The following is a 17,579-nucleotide window of genomic DNA, read 5'->3' as shown; positions in this document are numbered from 1 at the left end:
AATATCAACTTGTTAATAAGCAAGGCAGGTCTTTATGTTTGGAGCAGAACTCGTCATCGTCCTGTTGGCGATTTATTTGGGCGCACGACTCGGGGGTATCGGCATCGGCTTTGCCGGCGGTCTCGGCGTGCTCGTACTTACCCTGATCTTTCAGATTAAACCCGGCGCAATCCCTTTTGACGTTATCGAAATCATCATGGCGGTTATCGCTGCCATTGCGGCCATGCAGGTCGCTGGCGGTATGGACTACCTGGTGAGCCTGGCGGAGCGTATGCTGCGTCGTCATCCAAAATACATCACCTTCCTTGCCCCACTGGTGACCTGGTTTATGACCATTCTCGCCGGTACTGGCCATACCGCTTTCTCCACGCTGCCGGTCATCACCGAGGTGGCGAAAGAGCAGGGTATTCGCCCGTCTCGCCCTCTTTCTATTGCTGTAGTCGCCTCCCAGATTGCGATCACCGCCTCGCCCATTTCCGCGGCGGTGGTCTTTTTCGCGGGTATTCTCGAGCCGATGGGCGTAAGTTATCTGACGCTGCTGGCGATCTGTATTCCGGTCACGCTGATTGCGGTAATGATCACTGCCGTGCTGTGTAACTTCCTCGGCGCCGAGCTGAAAGACGATCCGGTTTACCAGGAGCGTCTGGCAAAAGGTGAAGTGAGCCTGCGCGGTAGCCAGGTCTTTGAGCTGAAGCCGCATGCAAAACGCTCCGTGCTGCTGTTCCTGATTGGTATCGTCGCCGTGATGTTCTACGCGACCGCCATCAGCGATACGGTAGGTCTGATCCAGAACCCGGTTCTGCCGCGTAACGAAGCGATTGTGGTATTTATGCTGACCATCGCGACGCTGATCAGTATCACCTGTAAAATCGACACCAGCGAAGTGCTGAACGCCAGCACCTTCAAATCCGGTATGAGCGCCTGCGTGTGCGTGCTGGGTGTGGCGTGGCTCGGTGACACCTTCGTGAAAGCGCACATCAGCGATATCCAGACAGTTGCAGGCGACCTGCTGCACAACTATCCGTGGCTACTGGCGGTGGTGCTGTTCTTTGCCGCAACGCTGCTGTACTCCCAGGCTGCGACCACCAAAGCGCTAATGCCTGCGGCACTGATGCTGGGCGTGACGCCGCTGACGGCGATTGCCTCTTTCGCGGCGGTTTCCGCCCTGTTCGTGCTGCCAACCTACCCAACCCTGCTGGCCGCGGTTGAGATGGATGACACCGGCTCGACCCGTATCGGTAAATACGTGTTTAACCACGCGTTCCTCATCCCGGGCGTGGTGGCGATTACGCTCTGCGTGGTCCTCGGCTTTATCATCGGCGGCATTGTGCTGTAAACGGTTAGCCGTTGTAAAAATAGTTAAAAACGGGCCGCGCTGCGGCCCGTTTCATTAATGACCAATCACATGGCGTGATATAGTGAAGACTTTCGTGATGAGGAGGTCGACTTGTGAACACGCCTGATGCTGTTGTTGTACTGTGTACCGCCCCTGATGAAGCTTCCGCCCAGGATCTCGCCGCCAAAGTGCTGGCCGAAAAACTGGCTGCCTGCGTCACGCTACTTCCCGGCGCCACCTCCCTTTATTACTGGGAAGGCAAGCTGGAGCAAGAGTACGAAGTCCAGATGTTGCTCAAAACCAATTTGACCAACCAGCAGGCGCTCCTCGACTGCCTCAAGTCTCATCATCCTTACCAAACCCCGGAGCTGCTGGTGCCGCCAGTGGTCCACGGCGATAACGATTATCTCTCATGGCTCAACGCTTCTTTACGCTGATCCTGCTGCTGTGCAGCACGTCAGTTTTTGCCGGGTTGTTTGACGCGCCCGGCCGTTCGAACTTTATTCCTGCCGACCAGGCATTCGTTTTCGACTTTCAGCAAAACCAGCACGATCTCAGTCTCACCTGGCAGGTGAAAGAGGGTTATTACCTCTATCGCAAGCAGGTCAGCATCACGCCGGCAAAGGCTGACGTCGGCGCATTGCAGATGCCCGCTGGCGAATGGCACGAGGACGAGTTCTACGGTAAAAGTGAAATTTATCGCCAGCGCTTAAGCGTGCCCGTCACGGTGAATCAGGCGGATAAAGGCGCTACCCTGACGGTGACGTATCAGGGCTGCGCCGATGCGGGCTTCTGCTATCCCCCTGAAACAAAGGTCGTTCCGCTTAGCGAAGTGAAAGCGGCGGCCTCCCCTCTCCCCTCAGGGGAAATGGCCAGTGTGAGGGGTGAAGGCGAAGCCGCTTCAGACCTTCCGTTCTCAGCGCTTTGGGCGTTATTGATTGGTATCGGCATCGCCTTTACGCCCTGCGTACTGCCTATGTACCCGCTTATCTCTGGCATCGTGCTGGGTGGTAAGCAACGCCTTTCCACCGCCCGCGCGCTGTTGCTGGCCTTTATCTATGTGCAGGGCATGGCGTTAACCTATACGGCGCTCGGCCTCGTGGTCGCCGCTGCCGGGTTGCAGTTCCAGGCCGCCCTTCAGCACCCTTATGTGCTTATCGGACTGTCAGCAGTGTTTATTCTGCTGGCGCTGTCGATGTTTGGCCTGTTCACTCTGCAACTGCCCTCTTCCCTGCAAACCCGTCTGACGCTAATGAGCAACCGTCAGCAGGGGGGCTCTGCGGGCGGCGTGTTCGCCATGGGTGCCATCGCCGGGCTGATTTGCTCCCCCTGCACCACCGCGCCGCTGAGCGCCATCCTGTTATACATTGCCCAGAGCGGCAACCTTTGGCTCGGCGGCGGCACACTGTACCTTTACGCGCTCGGCATGGGTCTGCCGCTGATCCTTGTGACGGTATTTGGCAATCGTCTGCTGCCGAAGAGCGGCCCGTGGATGGAGACAGTGAAAACCGCGTTTGGTTTTGTCATTCTGGCGCTACCGGTATTCCTGCTGGAACGCATCATCGGTGATGTGTGGGGTACGCGTCTGTGGGCTATGCTCGGCGTGGCCTTCTTCAGCTGGACATTTATCGTGAGTCTGGGTGCGAAGAAACCGTGGATGCGCCTGCTACAGATCCTTCTGCTGGCGGCCGCGCTGGTGAGCGTCCGTCCGCTACAGGACTGGGCGTTTGGCACCCCGACAGGTCAAACGCAGGCTCATCTGAATTTTATACAGATTAAGAACGTGGACGATCTCAACCGCGCCCTGGCGCAGGCGAAAGGAAAACCGGTCATGCTCGATCTCTATGCCGACTGGTGCGTGGCCTGCAAAGAGTTTGAAAAATACACCTTCAGCGATCCGCAGGTACAACATGCGCTGAGCGATACCGTTCTGCTCCAGGCGAACGTTACCGCCAACAGCGCGCAGGATAAGGCTCTGCTGAAGCAACTTAACGTGCTCGGGCTGCCTACCATCCTGTTCTTCAATGAACAGGGGGAAGAACAGCTGACGCAGCGTGTAACCGGGTTTATGGACGCGACGGCATTCAACGCGCATTTGCGCAATCGCCAACCGTAAACAACACTTTAGACGGGACAAACCGTTGGGAATAGCGGAGGAGATAACCGTGCAACGCGAAGACGTACTGGGACAAGCCCTGCAATTACTTGAGATTCAAGGGATCGCCAGCACCACGCTTGAGATGGTAGCCGACCGTATCGATTACCCTCTGGATGAACTTAAGCGCTTCTGGCCGGATAAAGAGGCGCTGCTGTATGATGCCCTGCGCTATCTCAGCCAGCAGGTGGATATCTGGCGCAGGCAACTGATGCTGAATGAAGAGCTGACCACCGAGCAAAAGCTGCTGGCACGCTATACCGCACTGACGGAGTGTGTCACCAACAACCGTTACCCAGGCTGTCTGTTTATCGCCGCCTGCACCTACTTCCCCGATCCCGGGCACCCCATCCATCAGCTGGCAGATCAGCAAAAACGAGCCGCGCACGAGTTCACACACGAGTTGCTGACCACACTTGAAGTGGATGATCCGGCAATGGTCGCGAAGCAGATGGAGCTGGTGCTGGAAGGTTGCCTGAGCCGCATGCTGGTGAACCGTAGCCAGGCGGATGTGGATACGGCGCACCGTCTGGCGGAAGATATTTTGCGGTTTGCGCAGTGCCGTATGGGTGGTGCACTGACCTAAGCCAGCATTCCCGTCCAGGCGGAAATAAACAAACACAGCGCCATTGCACGTTGAAATCGCACCATCGCCTCGGTGGTGCGGAAAATCCGGTTCACCGCCTTCCCCAGCCACGCCCAGCACAACAAACAGACCACTGAGATCGCCAGAAACCATAGCGCCATCAGCGAAATATCCCGTAATGCATGGTCGCTTGCCGGAGCAAACAGGCTGACGACGGCCAGCGCCATCATCCAGGTTTTTGGGTTTACAACCTGTAATAACGCCGCTGCCCGCGCGGTAAATCGGACATGACGCCTGGAGGAGAGATTCGCGGCCGGGGCGCTAAACAGCTGCCAGCTCATCCAGGAAAGCCACAGCACACCCGCCCAGCTCATCACCTGACGTATCAGCGGATACTGGCGTAACACTTCTCCTGCCCCAGCGCCTGAAACCAGAACAATAGCGCTGGCGGCAATACACCCACCCAGGATCGCAGGAATCGTATTTTTTACGCCAAAGTGCTGACTGTTAGCCAGTACCAAAATATTGGTTGGCCCCGGCGTAATCGAGGCGACAAATGCAAACAGCAGGAAGGGTATTAAATTCACAGGTGGCTCCTTTTAGTAGAGCCATGAATGTGCCGTTATTTTCTGGAAACGTCTGGAAGGTTTGTGCACAACCGACGGTAGTGTGCCGGAGAAATACGGTACGCCCGCTGGAACCAGCGACCAAGATGGCTTTGATCGGCAAAACCTACTGCCGTCGCCACATCAACAGGCAGTTCCCCATACGCCAGCATCTGTCGGGCCTTTGCCAGGCGCAGCTGGATAAGCCAGGCGTGCGGCGCAAGGTGAAATTCGCGCTTAAAGCAGCGGGTGAGCGTAAAGCGATCCGTCCCCGTCTCCCGCGCAAGGTCTGACAGCCCCACGTTCTCGCCGATATGCGCATAGAGATAGTCGCGGGCACGATGCGCCACAGCGGAGCTTTGTAACTGCGACGGGAGTTTCTTCCGCCAGTGGCAGTGGGCTGTAATCTTAGTGAGCAGGTTATCCATTGTGCTCTGTTGTACGATCTTCATCTCATCGTTATGCAGCGAGGCAAATGTATCACCGATAGCGCGCACCAGCTGAGGCTCTCGCGTCAGCGTTTGGGCAAAGTGGAGGGTGTAACTCCCGGGAGTAGAGTCATACAGCCCTTGAAGCGTACGGGTGAGCCAGTGTTCATCCAGATAAAAGGTCAGATAAGTAAAGCCACCCTCTACCGGTGCATCACCGTCATGTATTTCACCAGGCTCAAGTAAAAAAGCATCGCCCGGCTGGCTACGGTGGCGTTCACGGCGACAGTGGAACTGCTGCGTACCGGAAAGGGTTATTCCGACCAGATAGCTATCATGCCAGTGGGGATCAAAGGCGTGTCCTTCGAAATGCGCCTTAATTGTCTCAATACCTGTTTCTGCATGCTGACGCAGCTCAAGCCAGTCTTTTGCCATACTGCCCTCCTCTTACCGTCAGCATTGTCACATCTTGCCTGAACTGTCTGGAAGATTTGTGCATTTTCAGCGCACAAACGGACAGATTGCCGCAAACTTAAGCAGTTGAACAGCTTTTCCCGAAATAATGTTGACGATCGCGCGCGATTGCGGTTTAATGCGCTCCGTTGCCCGGATAGCTCAGTCGGTAGAGCAGGGGATTGAAAATCCCCGTGTCCTTGGTTCGATTCCGAGTCCGGGCACCACTAATTCTGCATGAAAGCACGCTGGTTAGAGGCAAACCCTTTAACGGGTGGAACAAAGGAACTTACAAGTCAAAGTCGTAGTGTTGTTCACTGCACACTCGAGATTGATGATTAGGTTCCCCTTAAAAAGGATGCCTGTGTTGCTGCACAGGCGTCCTTTTCTCGATCACTGTCTATTTTTACAGCTTGTTAAAGTTATGTCAAGATACTCCGGGTTCACTTGCGGGTATCCGGGGTATGTCCATATAAAGCGCCAGCTCACTCTCTAAAGCCTTTCCGGTTATCTTCAGATCCAGCTCAATATATTCCATCGTAGTACTGACACTCCTGTGCCCCAAAAGGTTCTTGACCATGGCCAGATTGCGATCAGGGGATTTCATCATCTCCGTAGCCAGGGTGTGGCGAAAACGATGTGGCGTGACTTTAAAACCGCACTCCTTTGTCAGCCGGGTAAAAAACGAACGCACCGGTTGTATTTCTGGCTCAGTCCCCACTTCCCCCAAAGGATTTTTAAATCGATCCACGTCAAATAAATAATCCTCTGGCTCAGCCCCCTGATTTATTGCCCGATCGATTAATATTTGCATCCGTTCTCGCGCGAAATTAACTATAGGTACAAGCCATTCGCGATGCGTCTTACTCCCTTCTCTGCACAGCAATATAGAATTGGCATCCATATCAACATCCATCAGACGTATGTGTAACAGCTGGTTCTGCCTCATCCCTGTTGAACGTAAAACATCAATAACAGTCTTCCAGTACCACACAGGGTAAAGTGCACAAGGGCGACACTTGCCCACACTCAACTTCTCCTGTTCTTCGAACTGCGCCAACACCAGGTTGAGCCTCACCAGTTGATCTCGATTGAGCAACCTTTTCCTCTTGCTACCTGGAGGGACCTGCGTTTCCTGAACCGGGTTCTCTGTTATCGATAACCATTTCTTCTTTATACCTTGGTTATAAAGCGCTCTGAGATGGCGCACTTTATTATTCCAGGTGCTCGTTGTAAGCCCTCGATTCAACATATCACGGCGCCAGAGTATAAGGTCGCGCTGTGTAACTTCATCAGGCATTACTTCAAGCCCTATAAACCGTCTGAAAACAGCCACCACACCGCGATAGCTTTTCTCTGTATCCGGTCGTAACGGTTTTGAGAAGCAATATTCCTCAAGCAATGTTTCCCAGTCCATCATTCCTCGTTTGTTCATGATATATCCCCCCAGTTGAAATTAAGTGCCATATAAAGACACGGACAATCCCTATCAAGGGATGACCAGCACCGGACTGTCGGCTGGTACCGGTGCCCCTCGATAGAGCAAACTCGCTTTAATGAGATACCCCTTGGTACGTTTAAAAGGACCTGTACGCTCAGGGTTTCCGTACAACTCAGCAAAATAAAATCGCTTACCCTTTACACGCCGGTGCTTATCCAATCGCTCAAAGCTCTCCTGTAATGCCTCGCGTTGATTACCTTCCAGTCCCGATTGCTTAAGGTAGAGGTAGAAGATCCCTGGAACAGTTAATAAGGCAAATCCAGCAACAAGATGAACCCTCGCACCTGCCGTATTGATAGGAATTTCCCCTGAGGTCACACCGGTACTCAGCCACTGCAGGAATTGCTCCCCTGAATGCTCATCAGAGATCGGCACTTCCCCTTTACCAACTTCAGAAGCGCCTTGCCCCATCACCGGCTCAGAATTTTCAGGTTCCTCTTGAGGTATGACTGCTTCAGCAACAGCTGGAACTTCATCAGAAGCAGATGCTTCAGGTATAAGGGTCGGAGTTTTCTCTGGTAACGTCGTCACCGTATCCACTACATTGAGTAAATCTGCTGCCGGTCGCTCACTTTCTGTAGGCTCCGGAGCCTCCTCCTGGGGCGCGTCCTCCTGAACCAACATTTCGGGGGCTTCCGGCGCAGATACACTGACATTCATCAGCGAAAGCAGCGCCTGCATATCCTCCTCAACCTCAACAGCAGGCTCTGGTGCAACAACCATCTCGGCCAGCGGTAAATCATTAACGGGTGTATCCAGCGCGGAACTCAGTAGGACATCCCCCGATGGAACAGGCATGGCTTCTTCCGAGCTGACGGCTGCGACAGTGTCAGCACTATTGCCCTGGCCCTCAGCGGGAACCTGCTCTCCCGACACAGCACTTTGCACATCGGGTACACTGCTCTCCAGCGCAACCTGCGCAGCAGGTGTGCTAACAAGCACTGGCGATGTCTCTGACGGCACGGGCATTGGAGAGGAAGGAATGGCAACGGCCACTGGGTTGGCAATGGCATCACCGCGTGCCAGCGTGACGGCCTCCCCGATAATTTCATCGATCACCGGCAGGGAACTAGGCTGACGTGACGCTATCAGCATGACTGCCTGCGCTGCAGCTGGCAGGGTAGACAGCCAGTTGACCGCTTCCGCCGGCAGCAGACGGCACGCTATTAACGCGCTTTGGCTCATCGTGATACCTGGTTCTGGCGCCGCCGCCTTGAATCGAAAACGGTAAGGTTCGGCGGGAACCGTAACACCAGGTAACCACGCCCGGCCGCTTTGCAGTTCGCCTTCTACCAGATCTAATTGCGGCAGGTAACGCCAGAGCGCCGCGTAAAACACCACCGCGTTCCACAGAATATTTTGCGCTGACTGATCTTCAGGTGCCGCGCCCGGGGGTAACATATGCCCTTTGGCCAGGCGAACGGCATAGGTCGTCGTCTGCAACGTGACGTCAACCAGGCCCCCTTCGCTGGCATACTCACCCTGCCGGGTTGCCGGCAGCACTTGCATCAACGTTACCAGGTGATGGAGCGGCTGCAGATAAAACTTTTCGTACAAATCCTTTGGCAGCGCACTGTTTTCCCACAGCTGCTGCAGGCACTGTTTACGAGCAGGCATGTCCAGCAGCTGCGTGGCAGACTGCGGCATAAAATACCCCGCCGGCCCAGCCGGCGATGAAGCCACAGAGGATGATTTAGCCCTGGTCGGCGCCGTGCCGACCAGCAGCTCCTTGATCGCCTTCAGCATGCCGCCATGTCCCCTTCCATATCATCGCCGGCGTCTTCATCAAGAAGCGCCTGAAGCAAGGCATTGATGACCAGGGTATTCCGCGCGCGAGTAACGGCCACATAGAGCAGATTGGTTTCGTCCGTGCGCTCATCCTCTGGTAACAGCGGATCAGTGATATCAGCAAAGTCCTCGTTCAGGGCGACCACCGGCCATTCCAATCCCTTGCTGCGGTGCGCCGTCGAAACCGTGACCTGAGCCTGAGTTTCGTCCGTGACGGCATGCTCACGCATCACCTGCAGTTTCTGCGGTAACGGGAAATATTGTTCAAGCAGGCGCAGACCCTGGTTCATTTCCGGATCTTTCGTGGCCTTGGCCACCGATTCAAATTCATCAAAATCACGGTACTCCCGCGACAACCCCGGCGAGCGCATACGCTCCGGCATGTCTGCCGAAAACCAGTAAAGGTCTTCAAGCTCTTCGGTCTTGTAGCCGGCGATACCGCCGACCCAGAACACCTTCTGGCCGGCCAGACTGGCATCGAGCGCTGCGCCAATCACGCCGGCAACGGTTCGGCTTAATACCGTGACGTGTTCTCCCCTGCATGCTTGCGGAAGGCTCGTGACCACGACGTCTTCACCGCCATCACCCACAACAGGCAGCGTTTCTCCCTGGCGGGCCAGCAGCATGTTGGCCACGCTGGCCACCGCCGGCCCAAACCGGAAGCTGTGGGTCAGATTCAACCGTTCAGCGTCAATCAGTGCCGGCGCATCGAGGGCATTCTCGGCACCTCGGAAGCGGTAAATCTGCTGATGACGATCGCCGACCAGCACCACATTACAGTTCTGCGCCAGCACCAGGCTCTGTGTCACCGGATTGGCATCCTGCGCCTCGTCGAACAGCAACGTTTGCCAGCGTTTTGAGAGATCTGGCTGAGAAAGCTGATACAGCTTGAGATAGACATCGTGCGTAACCGGGAACGTGCCGTCCTGGCGTGCAGATTCGCGCCATAACAATTGCGCGGCCGTCAGGATCCTTTCCGCGGACACCCCGCTGCGGTCATCTTCATCCGGCAGGTGTTGCGGCCCAAATTCGTGGTCACCACTGCACAGAAAGGCATTGAAGGTCATGATGGCCGTTCTGGCCAACGGCCAGTGACGGGTATTGAGCAGGCGGGCTACGTCGGTGATCCGCAGATTCCCTACTAACCGCTTCTGGTAATAACGGCCGAAGTTTGGCCAGGCCAGCTGATGCGACGTTTTGCACTCAACGTTGAACGGGAATTTCTGTTCGGCTTCATCCCTGACTGCGCGGTTATACGCAAGATAGAGCATCCTGCTATTGGGGTTCGCCAGGGCATAACGCACCAGGGTGGACGTTTTACCCGTGCCGGCAAACGCTCTGACGACCAGGCGATGACCAGACCAGCCAATAACGGCAGTCTGTTCAGGTGTATCAGAATAAGACATCAGCAGCACTCCATTAAAACGGAACCGACGCTATGCTGCGCAGGTCAGTGCGATACGCACCACAGGAAACTCTTTTCCCGGAAGAAAAGATTTATCCTGTTCAGGCGTATTCAGGGTGATATACCGTTATCACTCTCATGCTGCTTCAGTCTGATGAGGCAAAAATAATTATTATTTAGTCTGTTCAGGGCGCTGCCATCATTACTTTTGGCCCTGCTTATTATTCGGAAATTAACGTAATAATTAATTCCGTTTTATTTTTTTAAATACTTCGACGGTATTTTTAATCGTTTTTTCAGTCGGCAATCGCTCCATGGAGCTGGCGCCGTAGAATCCGTGGCAATCCGCCAGGATATACGCCGCATCTTCCGGCTCCGCGATAGGCCCGCCGTGACACAGCACAATCACATCGTCACGTACCGCTTTCGCCGCCCAGGCACAGGCGTTGATTATCGGTATGCAAGACTCAAGGTCATGCGCGGTTTCGGTGCCAATATCTCCGCCGGTAGTCAGCCCCATGTGCACGACAATAATGTCAGCGCCAGCCTGGGCTCGTTACCGCATCATCCGGATTGAAGGCATACGGCGTCGTCAGCATCCCCTTCTCATGCGCCAGACGTATCATATCGACTTCCAACTGATAGCCCATACCGGTCTCTTCCAGGTTCTTGCGGAAGTTACCGTCGATGAGGCCCACGGTCGGGAAGTTCTGCACCCCTGCAAATCCCTGGGTCTTCAGTTCGTCCAGGAACGGCGAGAGGTTGCAGAACGGATCCGTACCGCAGACACCGGCAAGTACCGGCGTCTTTTTGACAACGGGCAACACTTCATCGCCCATCTCACGGACTATCTGGTTGGCATTGCCATACGGCATCAAGCCGGACAGAGAACCGAGGCCGGCCATCCTGAAACGCCCCGAGTTGTAGATAACTATCAGGTCAACACCGCCGGCCTCTTCGCTGCGCGCGGAAAGACCGGCACCGGCACCGATAATGGGTTCACCACGGACGACTTTCTGTTTCAGACTTTCAACAAGTACTTTGTAGTTATTCATTAAAGTTTCCCTGGTGTTCAGTGATGAGAGGTTCCCTGGTGTTGCATGACTGCGTTGAACTCCTCAATCACAAGTGCTGCAAATTCAGGTGCGTTAATATGGTGAGGCGTTTTGATAATCCGGCGCCTGCTCGTCTGTAACACAGTCGACTCTAACCCTTCGGCAAAAGCCTGCCTTGCCTGCGGATCGAAGAACGGCTGGCCAGGAGCATCAAGCGCGGAGAATCCGCCTTCTGGTAGTAAAGCGTACCGGCCCATTACATCGATTGAGCTTTTCGCCAATCCACACGCCGAGCTGGTAGTTTTCCTCTGGTGTTGTGCGCATTAGCGTCACCTGAGCGTTATGCTCGACAAACTTTCTATGCTGAGCATAACGCTCAGGTATGCTGTCAGGTTTCCCAAAATTGACCATGTCCGGGGTGCCGGCACTGCCGACCCACGGTACTTCAGTCTGGGCAATACTATCGAGTCGCGTCTCCGGGCGCGCCAGGACGCCACCAAACAGCAGGTCAGCCACTTCGGTCAATGTGATATCAATAACCCCCACTACCTCGCCATTTTCAACGAGGCGCTCCATCGACGTACCACCGTTACCCGTGGCATGGAACACCAATGGGTCATACTGTTCATTAAGAACAGCTAACAGTTGGTTGATACAAGGTGTGGTCACGCCAAACATGGTCAATTCAAGTACCGGTTTTTGTGCCCGGTTAGGTGCATCAACATGGTTGACCGCGCCGGCTATCATGTTGGCAGCATTGGTCAGAATGGTACGGGACAGGTAGTTGAGGTCACTGAGATCAGTGACGGTATACAGCATGGCGATATCAACGCCGCCGACATAACCGCAAACGTTACAGCAAAGACACATCACCTGATACTGTAACCTGCACACCTGCGGCTTTGAGTAAATTACCAACCATGCAGGCCTGATCAGCTGCAAAAATCATATGTCTGGCTTTGTCTTCCTGTTCCGGCGTCGTCCCTGCAGGCAGCGAAACCGCTACTGAGTGGCTGATATGCAAATTCTGAGGTTTATCCCCTGTGATATCCGTGGAGACGTTAATATTATCAGCCCTGATGTTGCGTGACTCAAGCATGATGGCCAGCGTCATCACCAGGCATGACGCTGCTGAGGCCTTAAGCATATCTTTTGGATTCGCTCCACTACCGGTGCCGCCAAAGGATTCAGGAATGGCGATGGGAATATCGAAGTTACTCCCACTAATGTTGCCCTGCCCCTGCTTTAACCCTTTCCAAGTTGTTTTAAGTGTATTCATCCCCATTATCTCCGTCTGGTTGTGTCGTGACCCTAGTCTGATAGCCGAATCGGCCAGCAACAAGGGTCGGTACCGACATAAATGATGTCAATACCGACATGAGTGAAAATCAGATTAAATAGACGCAGCGGGTAGTTACCTGTCTTGCACAGTCCTCTGCAGGATGTCAGCGCGCCAGCCCGGATCCACGCTGGAATAATGGAGCCTCCAGATCATCTGGTTCATCAGATTTTTGTTTAAGCACGGATGCCATTGAGGAAGGTAAAGCGAAAGGAAGGTGCCCCGTGTATGGTGCATTCGACATCAGTCTACTGAAGAAGACCTCGTCACTTAGCCCAAAGTTGGCAATGAAACTGCTGGTTTTATCCGTCACGTTCGTAAGAACGGCGGGCCGCTCCATGTACATCGTCATGATGACAGGAACATGCTTACTAACCTGCTTCAAGATCGCGTAGTCTTTGTTGTCATCCCGGTACTCAAGAGAGCCTTCATGGTGACGGCGGCCAAAAAAGTAGTTGTAGTGTGGTTGCTCGAAGGGGGCACTGGTTCGCATAAGAGCCACATCTGCATCTTCCGGCTCAGAAACTACGTCCAGACCCGCTTTTTCGGCGGCTGTTTTATCAGCACCATAAAGCCATACTTTCGTGCCGGCCTTTAGCGGCAAAATGTTATTATTCTGCAGCAAAACAAGCGTACGGAACTGGGCATCATCGGCCGCTTTTTTGGTGTCTGGGGCACCGACAATCTTTTCTGCAAGCTTAGCATCTACATACGGTTGCTCGAATAAACCCAGTTCAAATTTCTGCTGCAAAATACGCTTAACCGAGGCGTCGAGACGAACCTGAGTGATAAGACCTTTTTTTACGGCATCAACCAGCACAGCGGAATCCGTCACGCCGCCAAACTGATCAATACCGGCGTTAACCGCCTTAACAAATCTCTGCTCTTTAGAAAGAGACTCAACGCCCCAGGGCATACCTCCGGCAACGGGTTTTTTAGCCGGCGCACTACCGTTAACACATTCGTCATCACAGTCATTTGTGATAAGCCAGTCGCTGATAATCACTCCAGAGAAGTTATTCTGTTTTCTTAAAAGGTCGGTCAGAAGAAAATGACTGAAGCCGGCAGCAACTTGTTCAGTCTCTTTCCCGTTCCAGGTTACTCCTTTCATCACGGAATAGGTCGGCATCACTGCTGCCACGTTAGCCTCAAAAGCACCACGGAAAGGAATAATGTGTTTTTGCAGACTCTCTTTACTGAGGACAGTATACTTACCGTAAGCATTATGACCATCCCAGCCGTCTTCCGCTGCCCCATAGCCGACCCAGTGTTTGACCACAGCCGCAACGCTCTGGCGGTTAAGACCCTGCCCACCTTTTTGCATCCCTGTGATGTATCCTCTGACGAGCTTTTTAGCCAGTTCTGGATCTTCCCCAAAGGTTCCACTGATCCTTGCCCACCGAGGTTCTGTTGCGATGTCAGCCTGCGGTGACAGAGCTACGGTGATCCCTACAGCCCGGTATTCACGCCGGACATAATCCGCATATTGCTGTGCCAGTACCTCGCTTCCGGCTGCCCCCAGGCCAATTGCTTCCGGCCACTGAGTGAATTTGCCTGCAGGGTTGCTGATGCCCACAAGAGCCTGATAGGAGTTACGTGGATCCGTACTGATGGTGACAGGGATCCCCAGACGGGTTGTCTCAGCAGTCTGTTGTATCAGGTTATTCTGCTCAGCCAGCCTAGACGGGTCATCACCGTTCAGACGGGTAATCAGACTGTTAACGTGGGCTCCGACAACCATTTTGCGGATAGCGTCACTGTCATAAACGCTACCGTTGCCGAAAGCGCTGCCTTCAGCAGGGGCTGTACCGTGCATCATCACACCGGCCTTTTCAGCTACCGTCATCCGTTTTACCAGATCCGCTGCTCGGATTTGCGGTGGAAGCCGCCAGTCTTCATATGGGGTCAGCTTGCCGTCACGGTTCAGATCCTTAAAGGTTAGCCCCGACAGATGAAGAATAGGGACGGTATCATGGCCCAGATCTGGTTGCTGAGCAACCCGGATGCTGGCAGAAACTGACAGGGGAAGGCATACCAGAACCGCAAGGCGTACAGTGTTCTTCTGAATTTCTTTTAGCATAATTTCCTCATTTATCAGAAAGATAGTTCGTATCGATAGCTAAGACGTTTATTTATAATTAAGGGGCTACCTAGCGGTAGTTTCTATTTATTTTGAAGCATGAAACAAATAACGTTTTTATAGATTGTGATCTGATTCTCATTAAACGGATTGATTCAGAAATACTGACCCAATTTCATCTAATTGAGGCCCAATTCAATCGTCACTATCCTTGATATATCCGACGGGAGAACAAATAGACATGGACAGATCCGTGGACAAGAGGAGAATATCAATTTAACAAAGCTAACCAATTGTTAATAAATGATAAATTACATGGACCTATGAGCTGACATTTGCTGTATTTATCAAAACTCATTATTTCAGATAATTTACTTCCCGTTCTTTTGATACTTCAGGCGTCCTGATCAGCATTCGAATTGCGAATCAACTCCTTATAGCCACGGGCTGGATAGTCGCCACAGGAGGGCTGGCGGCTGTACTGGCGCTGCGCTCGCCAGCGGAAGTGGTGGCCGGGTTCTTCTTTACCGGCCTCGGTATTGCAAACATCATTCCGCTTCTGTTTTCAACGGCGGCCAGGCTGGCCGTTCAGGGGGGAATGCCGGCATCAGAGGGGTTGGCCATCACCACGCGGATCGGTTATATCGGCCTGCTGGCAGGTCCGCTGATTGTCGGACCGGTTGCTGAATTCATCGGGCTACGTCTGTCGCTGTTGAGCCTGGGGCTCTCGCTCACATTCACCTGTGCAGGATGGCTGACTTTGAGTCACCGGACCGGAGGAAAACCGTGGAGGATCTGAGCAGTGTAAGGAACCGTCCCCGTGCTGTGTAAGACGCAGAGGCCTGGGCCGTTTTCCTGCACCATCATGAAATATCCCGCCGGACTAAGGCGGAGACTCGGCGGCGCAGCTATTCAATGTTGCACTGGACTACCTGAACATTTAGCGCAAACTCGGTAAGATAGTGCGTTGGCGCACCCAATTTTTTTCCATAATGTGGGCTATGTCCATTCGAGTAGGAATATGCCATCCAGTAAATCAAGTATTCAGGTATCTCGCCATCGTTTTTTCTTACGATAAAGAAAAAGAGGAGACAATTTTCAAATTAAGATCGTGTCAGCATGGTACTGAGGATTCTGATACACATCCTAGAATGGAAGGGTTCGGTTGCCGGGATAACCAGCAACCGATAAAGTTAATTATGTATGCCTAATGATATCTTTATTGAAAGATACCACTGAATTACTCCTTCTTCCATGTAGAGGTTCTCTGGAGAAAGTGATAAATTGCGCTATGCTATAGAGTCCATAAAACGTTAGGCTGGTTGTAAAGAGCGCAACTTTTTCATATTCGCGTTTAGTATAGCTTGTCAATGACAAAGAATAGCCATTTGTATCCATTACATTTAGACCCAGAATCCATTTTCCTAGCGAAACACCAAGGCAGCGGAAACATATCCATTGGTATATGACAAATATCACTGTAAATATGAGAAGTAAAATAAAACATATAAACAATAATAACGTAAGAGCCAGATTGTTGCTAAAAGGTAGAATTAAGTGCCTTTTAAGTGTCAGCAGTTTCAATATCATAATGAATACATTATGTGCTAGTTGCGTAAACATTTGAACAATGGCCATGTCAATCATAAAGGCCCCGATTCTGCAGTACTTAAACAGAATGTTCATCATTTCTCCAGTATGTTATTGATTAATAGTTTGTATTGTGCTGCGGCAGCACCATATATGACCTGGACTCCTGTCGTTCCCACTTTTACCAGGCCTTTAGCTCCAAGTTTATTAATCCAGTATTCATTATCTTTGACAAAATTACTGTCCTTTACAGTAACACGAAGACGAGTAATGCAGGCATCGACATCCAGTATATTTTCGGCGCCGCCGAGGGCATCTATTATTTGTCGCACTTGTTCATTATTTTCTTTTGCCGCCAGATAATCTTTTTTTGTTTTGACTTCAACTAGAGTTTCTTTACGGCCAGGTGTCTTTATGTCAAATCTTAGAATGTACCAACGGAATATAATAAAATAAAGGAAAGCATAAGCAATTCCTACCAGAGGAATGTAATACCAGTTGTTATGAACTCCAGTTACGCCCGGTAAAACACCAAATAAAATAAAATCAATGAATCCACCGCTAAATGTCATTCCAACTTTAACCTGAAAAATATCCATCAGAAGGAATGACAGACCAGCCAGAGGAACATGAATAAAATAGTAAAGTGCAGGGGAGAGGAAAAGGAATGTGAACTCAATAGGTTCGGTAATGCCTGTCAGAAAAGCAGTGAACGCTACAGAAAATAATAATCCACCTGCAGCCCTTTTGTTTTCTCTGTCGGCCACCGTATACATCGCATATGCTGCAGCTGGTAGCCCAAACATCATGAACGGGAATTTTCCTGTCATAAAATTTGTTGAGCTAAAATGAGTAAAGTCTCCGGTTCCAAGAGAAGTAAAAAATATGCTTTGTGTTCCCTTTATTACATGCCCGGCTATTTCTGCTGTGCCGCCTAATTCAGATTGCCAGAGTGGTAGGTAAAATACGTGGTGCAGACCGACTGGAATCAATGATCTCTCAATGATGCCGAAAATAAATGATGCAATATAACCATGGCCTCCTGCAGACAAGTTGCCAAGAGCAGAACCTGCCACGCCAAACAGAGCCCCTACAAAAGGCCAGAAAAAAGTTAATACAATACCATAAAACAGCGCGGCGAATGCGCTTATAATCGGCACAAAGCATATTTTTTACTTCTCTTGGAACCTGTTTTTGCCAATCTTCCCGTAATGTTTGCACTTGCTATAGCGGTAGGATTCGCAAGAACAGAGAAAGG

General features: G+C 52.2%; 14 protein-coding genes, 1 tRNA gene and 2 pseudogenes. 6 read left to right on the top strand and 11 right to left on the bottom strand.

The genetic code is table 11. The annotated features are described in order from the left end of the window. The first annotated feature begins 34 nt into the window (after positions 1-34). The 4 genes from IM282_RS02900 (at position 35) to IM282_RS02885 (ending at position 4,077) form a co-directional block, all read left to right on the top strand. Complete coding sequence (locus IM282_RS02900) at positions 35-1,336, top strand: anaerobic C4-dicarboxylate transporter (protein WP_008502949.1); 1,302 nt, start codon at positions 35-37, stop codon at positions 1,334-1,336. 113 nt (positions 1,337-1,449) lie between these two features. After that, entirely contained in the window at positions 1,450-1,773 is a 324-nt protein-coding gene (gene cutA / locus IM282_RS02895; protein WP_192970105.1) for a divalent cation tolerance protein CutA, read from the top strand. Beyond that, entirely contained in the window at positions 1,749-3,452 is a 1,704-nt protein-coding gene (locus IM282_RS02890; protein ID WP_192970104.1) for a protein-disulfide reductase DsbD, read from the top strand. Before cutA ends, IM282_RS02890 begins: the two co-directional genes overlap by 25 nt. 49 nt (positions 3,453-3,501) lie before the next feature. After that, positions 3,502-4,077 (top strand): transcriptional regulator, encoded by a 576-nt coding sequence (locus tag IM282_RS02885; protein ID WP_022646797.1) that lies wholly within the window; start codon positions 3,502-3,504, stop codon positions 4,075-4,077. On the opposite strand, the gene IM282_RS02880 is transcribed toward IM282_RS02885, so the two are convergent. Together IM282_RS02880 and IM282_RS02875 are read right to left on the bottom strand one after the other, a co-directional pair. Next, positions 4,074-4,664 (bottom strand): LysE family translocator, encoded by a 591-nt coding sequence (locus IM282_RS02880; RefSeq protein ID WP_192970103.1) that lies wholly within the window; start codon positions 4,662-4,664, stop codon positions 4,074-4,076. The two genes, IM282_RS02885 and IM282_RS02880, sit on opposite strands and share 4 nt — an antisense overlap. Positions 4,665-4,699: 35 nt before the next feature. Further along, the gene (locus tag IM282_RS02875; protein ID WP_063148793.1) at positions 4,700-5,545 is read right to left on the bottom strand and encodes an AraC family transcriptional regulator; all 846 of its coding nucleotides are present in this window, start codon (positions 5,543-5,545) and stop codon (positions 4,700-4,702) included. A gap of 169 nt (positions 5,546-5,714) precedes the next feature. Here IM282_RS02875 and IM282_RS02870 point away from each other — a divergent pair. Next, a tRNA-Phe gene (locus IM282_RS02870) sits at positions 5,715-5,790 on the top strand. 200 nt (positions 5,791-5,990) lie between these two features. On the opposite strand, the gene IM282_RS02865 is transcribed toward IM282_RS02870, so the two are convergent. From IM282_RS02865 to IM282_RS02835, 7 genes and pseudogenes are all read right to left on the bottom strand, one after another. Continuing rightward, positions 5,991-6,998 (bottom strand): site-specific integrase, encoded by a 1,008-nt coding sequence (locus IM282_RS02865; protein WP_192970102.1) that lies wholly within the window; start codon positions 6,996-6,998, stop codon positions 5,991-5,993. A 54-nt stretch (positions 6,999-7,052) separates the two neighbouring features. Further along, positions 7,053-8,810 carry a TraI domain-containing protein gene (locus tag IM282_RS02860; RefSeq protein ID WP_192970101.1) on the bottom strand — a complete coding sequence of 586 codons (1,758 nt, stop codon included), beginning with the start codon at positions 8,808-8,810 and terminating at the stop codon, positions 7,053-7,055. Beyond that, a complete protein-coding gene (locus IM282_RS02855; protein ID WP_192970100.1) occupies positions 8,804-10,258 on the bottom strand; it encodes a UvrD-helicase domain-containing protein in 1,455 nt (484 codons plus the stop codon). Before IM282_RS02855 ends, IM282_RS02860 begins: the two co-directional genes overlap by 7 nt. Before the next feature lie 243 nt (positions 10,259-10,501). Next, positions 10,502-11,312, bottom strand: a pseudogene (locus tag IM282_RS02850) (phosphoenolpyruvate hydrolase family protein). Between the two features lie 17 nt (positions 11,313-11,329). Continuing rightward, positions 11,330-12,131, bottom strand: a pseudogene (locus IM282_RS02845) (Tm-1-like ATP-binding domain-containing protein). Between the two features lie 34 nt (positions 12,132-12,165). Next, on the bottom strand, positions 12,166-12,591 hold the full coding sequence (locus IM282_RS02840; RefSeq protein WP_192970099.1) for an OsmC family protein: 426 nt from the start codon (positions 12,589-12,591) through the stop codon (positions 12,166-12,168). A 166-nt stretch (positions 12,592-12,757) separates the two neighbouring features. Further along, positions 12,758-14,731, bottom strand: coding sequence for a glycoside hydrolase family 3 N-terminal domain-containing protein (locus IM282_RS02835; RefSeq protein ID WP_192970098.1), 1,974 nt, complete (start codon positions 14,729-14,731; stop codon positions 12,758-12,760). 508 nt (positions 14,732-15,239) lie between these two features. Here IM282_RS02835 and IM282_RS02830 point away from each other — a divergent pair. Continuing rightward, positions 15,240-15,530 carry a hypothetical protein gene (locus tag IM282_RS02830; RefSeq protein WP_192970097.1) on the top strand — a complete coding sequence of 97 codons (291 nt, stop codon included), beginning with the start codon at positions 15,240-15,242 and terminating at the stop codon, positions 15,528-15,530. Positions 15,531-15,928: 398 nt separating this feature from the next. On the opposite strand, the gene IM282_RS21990 is transcribed toward IM282_RS02830, so the two are convergent. Continuing rightward, positions 15,929-16,417, bottom strand: coding sequence for an RDD family protein (locus tag IM282_RS21990; RefSeq protein ID WP_370553535.1), 489 nt, complete (start codon positions 16,415-16,417; stop codon positions 15,929-15,931). Next, entirely contained in the window at positions 16,417-17,481 is a 1,065-nt protein-coding gene (locus IM282_RS21985; RefSeq protein ID WP_370553533.1) for a PTS transporter subunit EIIC, read from the bottom strand. The genes IM282_RS21990 and IM282_RS21985 overlap by 1 nt, the downstream gene beginning before the upstream one ends. Between the last annotated feature and the right edge of the window lie 98 nt (positions 17,482-17,579).

Origin of the sequence: Enterobacter cloacae complex sp. P29RS, from assembly GCF_014893445.1 — a bacterium.
Taxonomy (GTDB): domain Bacteria; phylum Pseudomonadota; class Gammaproteobacteria; order Enterobacterales; family Enterobacteriaceae; genus Enterobacter; species Enterobacter intestinihominis.
This window is presented reverse-complemented; position numbering and strand designations above follow the sequence as displayed.

Coding starts and splice junctions, on each gene's coding strand:
- IM282_RS02855 (WP_192970100.1), bottom strand. CDS start 10,258: ATGTCTTATTCTGATACACCTGAACAGACTGCCGTTATTGGCTGGTCT.
- IM282_RS21990 (WP_370553535.1), bottom strand. CDS start 16,417: ATGAACATTCTGTTTAAGTACTGCAGAATCGGGGCCTTTATGATTGAC.
- IM282_RS02900 (WP_008502949.1), top strand. CDS start 35: ATGTTTGGAGCAGAACTCGTCATCGTCCTGTTGGCGATTTATTTGGGC.
- IM282_RS02875 (WP_063148793.1), bottom strand. CDS start 5,545: ATGGCAAAAGACTGGCTTGAGCTGCGTCAGCATGCAGAAACAGGTATT.
- IM282_RS02835 (WP_192970098.1), bottom strand. CDS start 14,731: ATGCTAAAAGAAATTCAGAAGAACACTGTACGCCTTGCGGTTCTGGTA.
- IM282_RS02840 (WP_192970099.1), bottom strand. CDS start 12,591: ATGAATACACTTAAAACAACTTGGAAAGGGTTAAAGCAGGGGCAGGGC.
- IM282_RS02865 (WP_192970102.1), bottom strand. CDS start 6,998: ATGAACAAACGAGGAATGATGGACTGGGAAACATTGCTTGAGGAATAT.
- IM282_RS02890 (WP_192970104.1), top strand. CDS start 1,749: ATGGCTCAACGCTTCTTTACGCTGATCCTGCTGCTGTGCAGCACGTCA.
- IM282_RS02860 (WP_192970101.1), bottom strand. CDS start 8,810: ATGCTGAAGGCGATCAAGGAGCTGCTGGTCGGCACGGCGCCGACCAGG.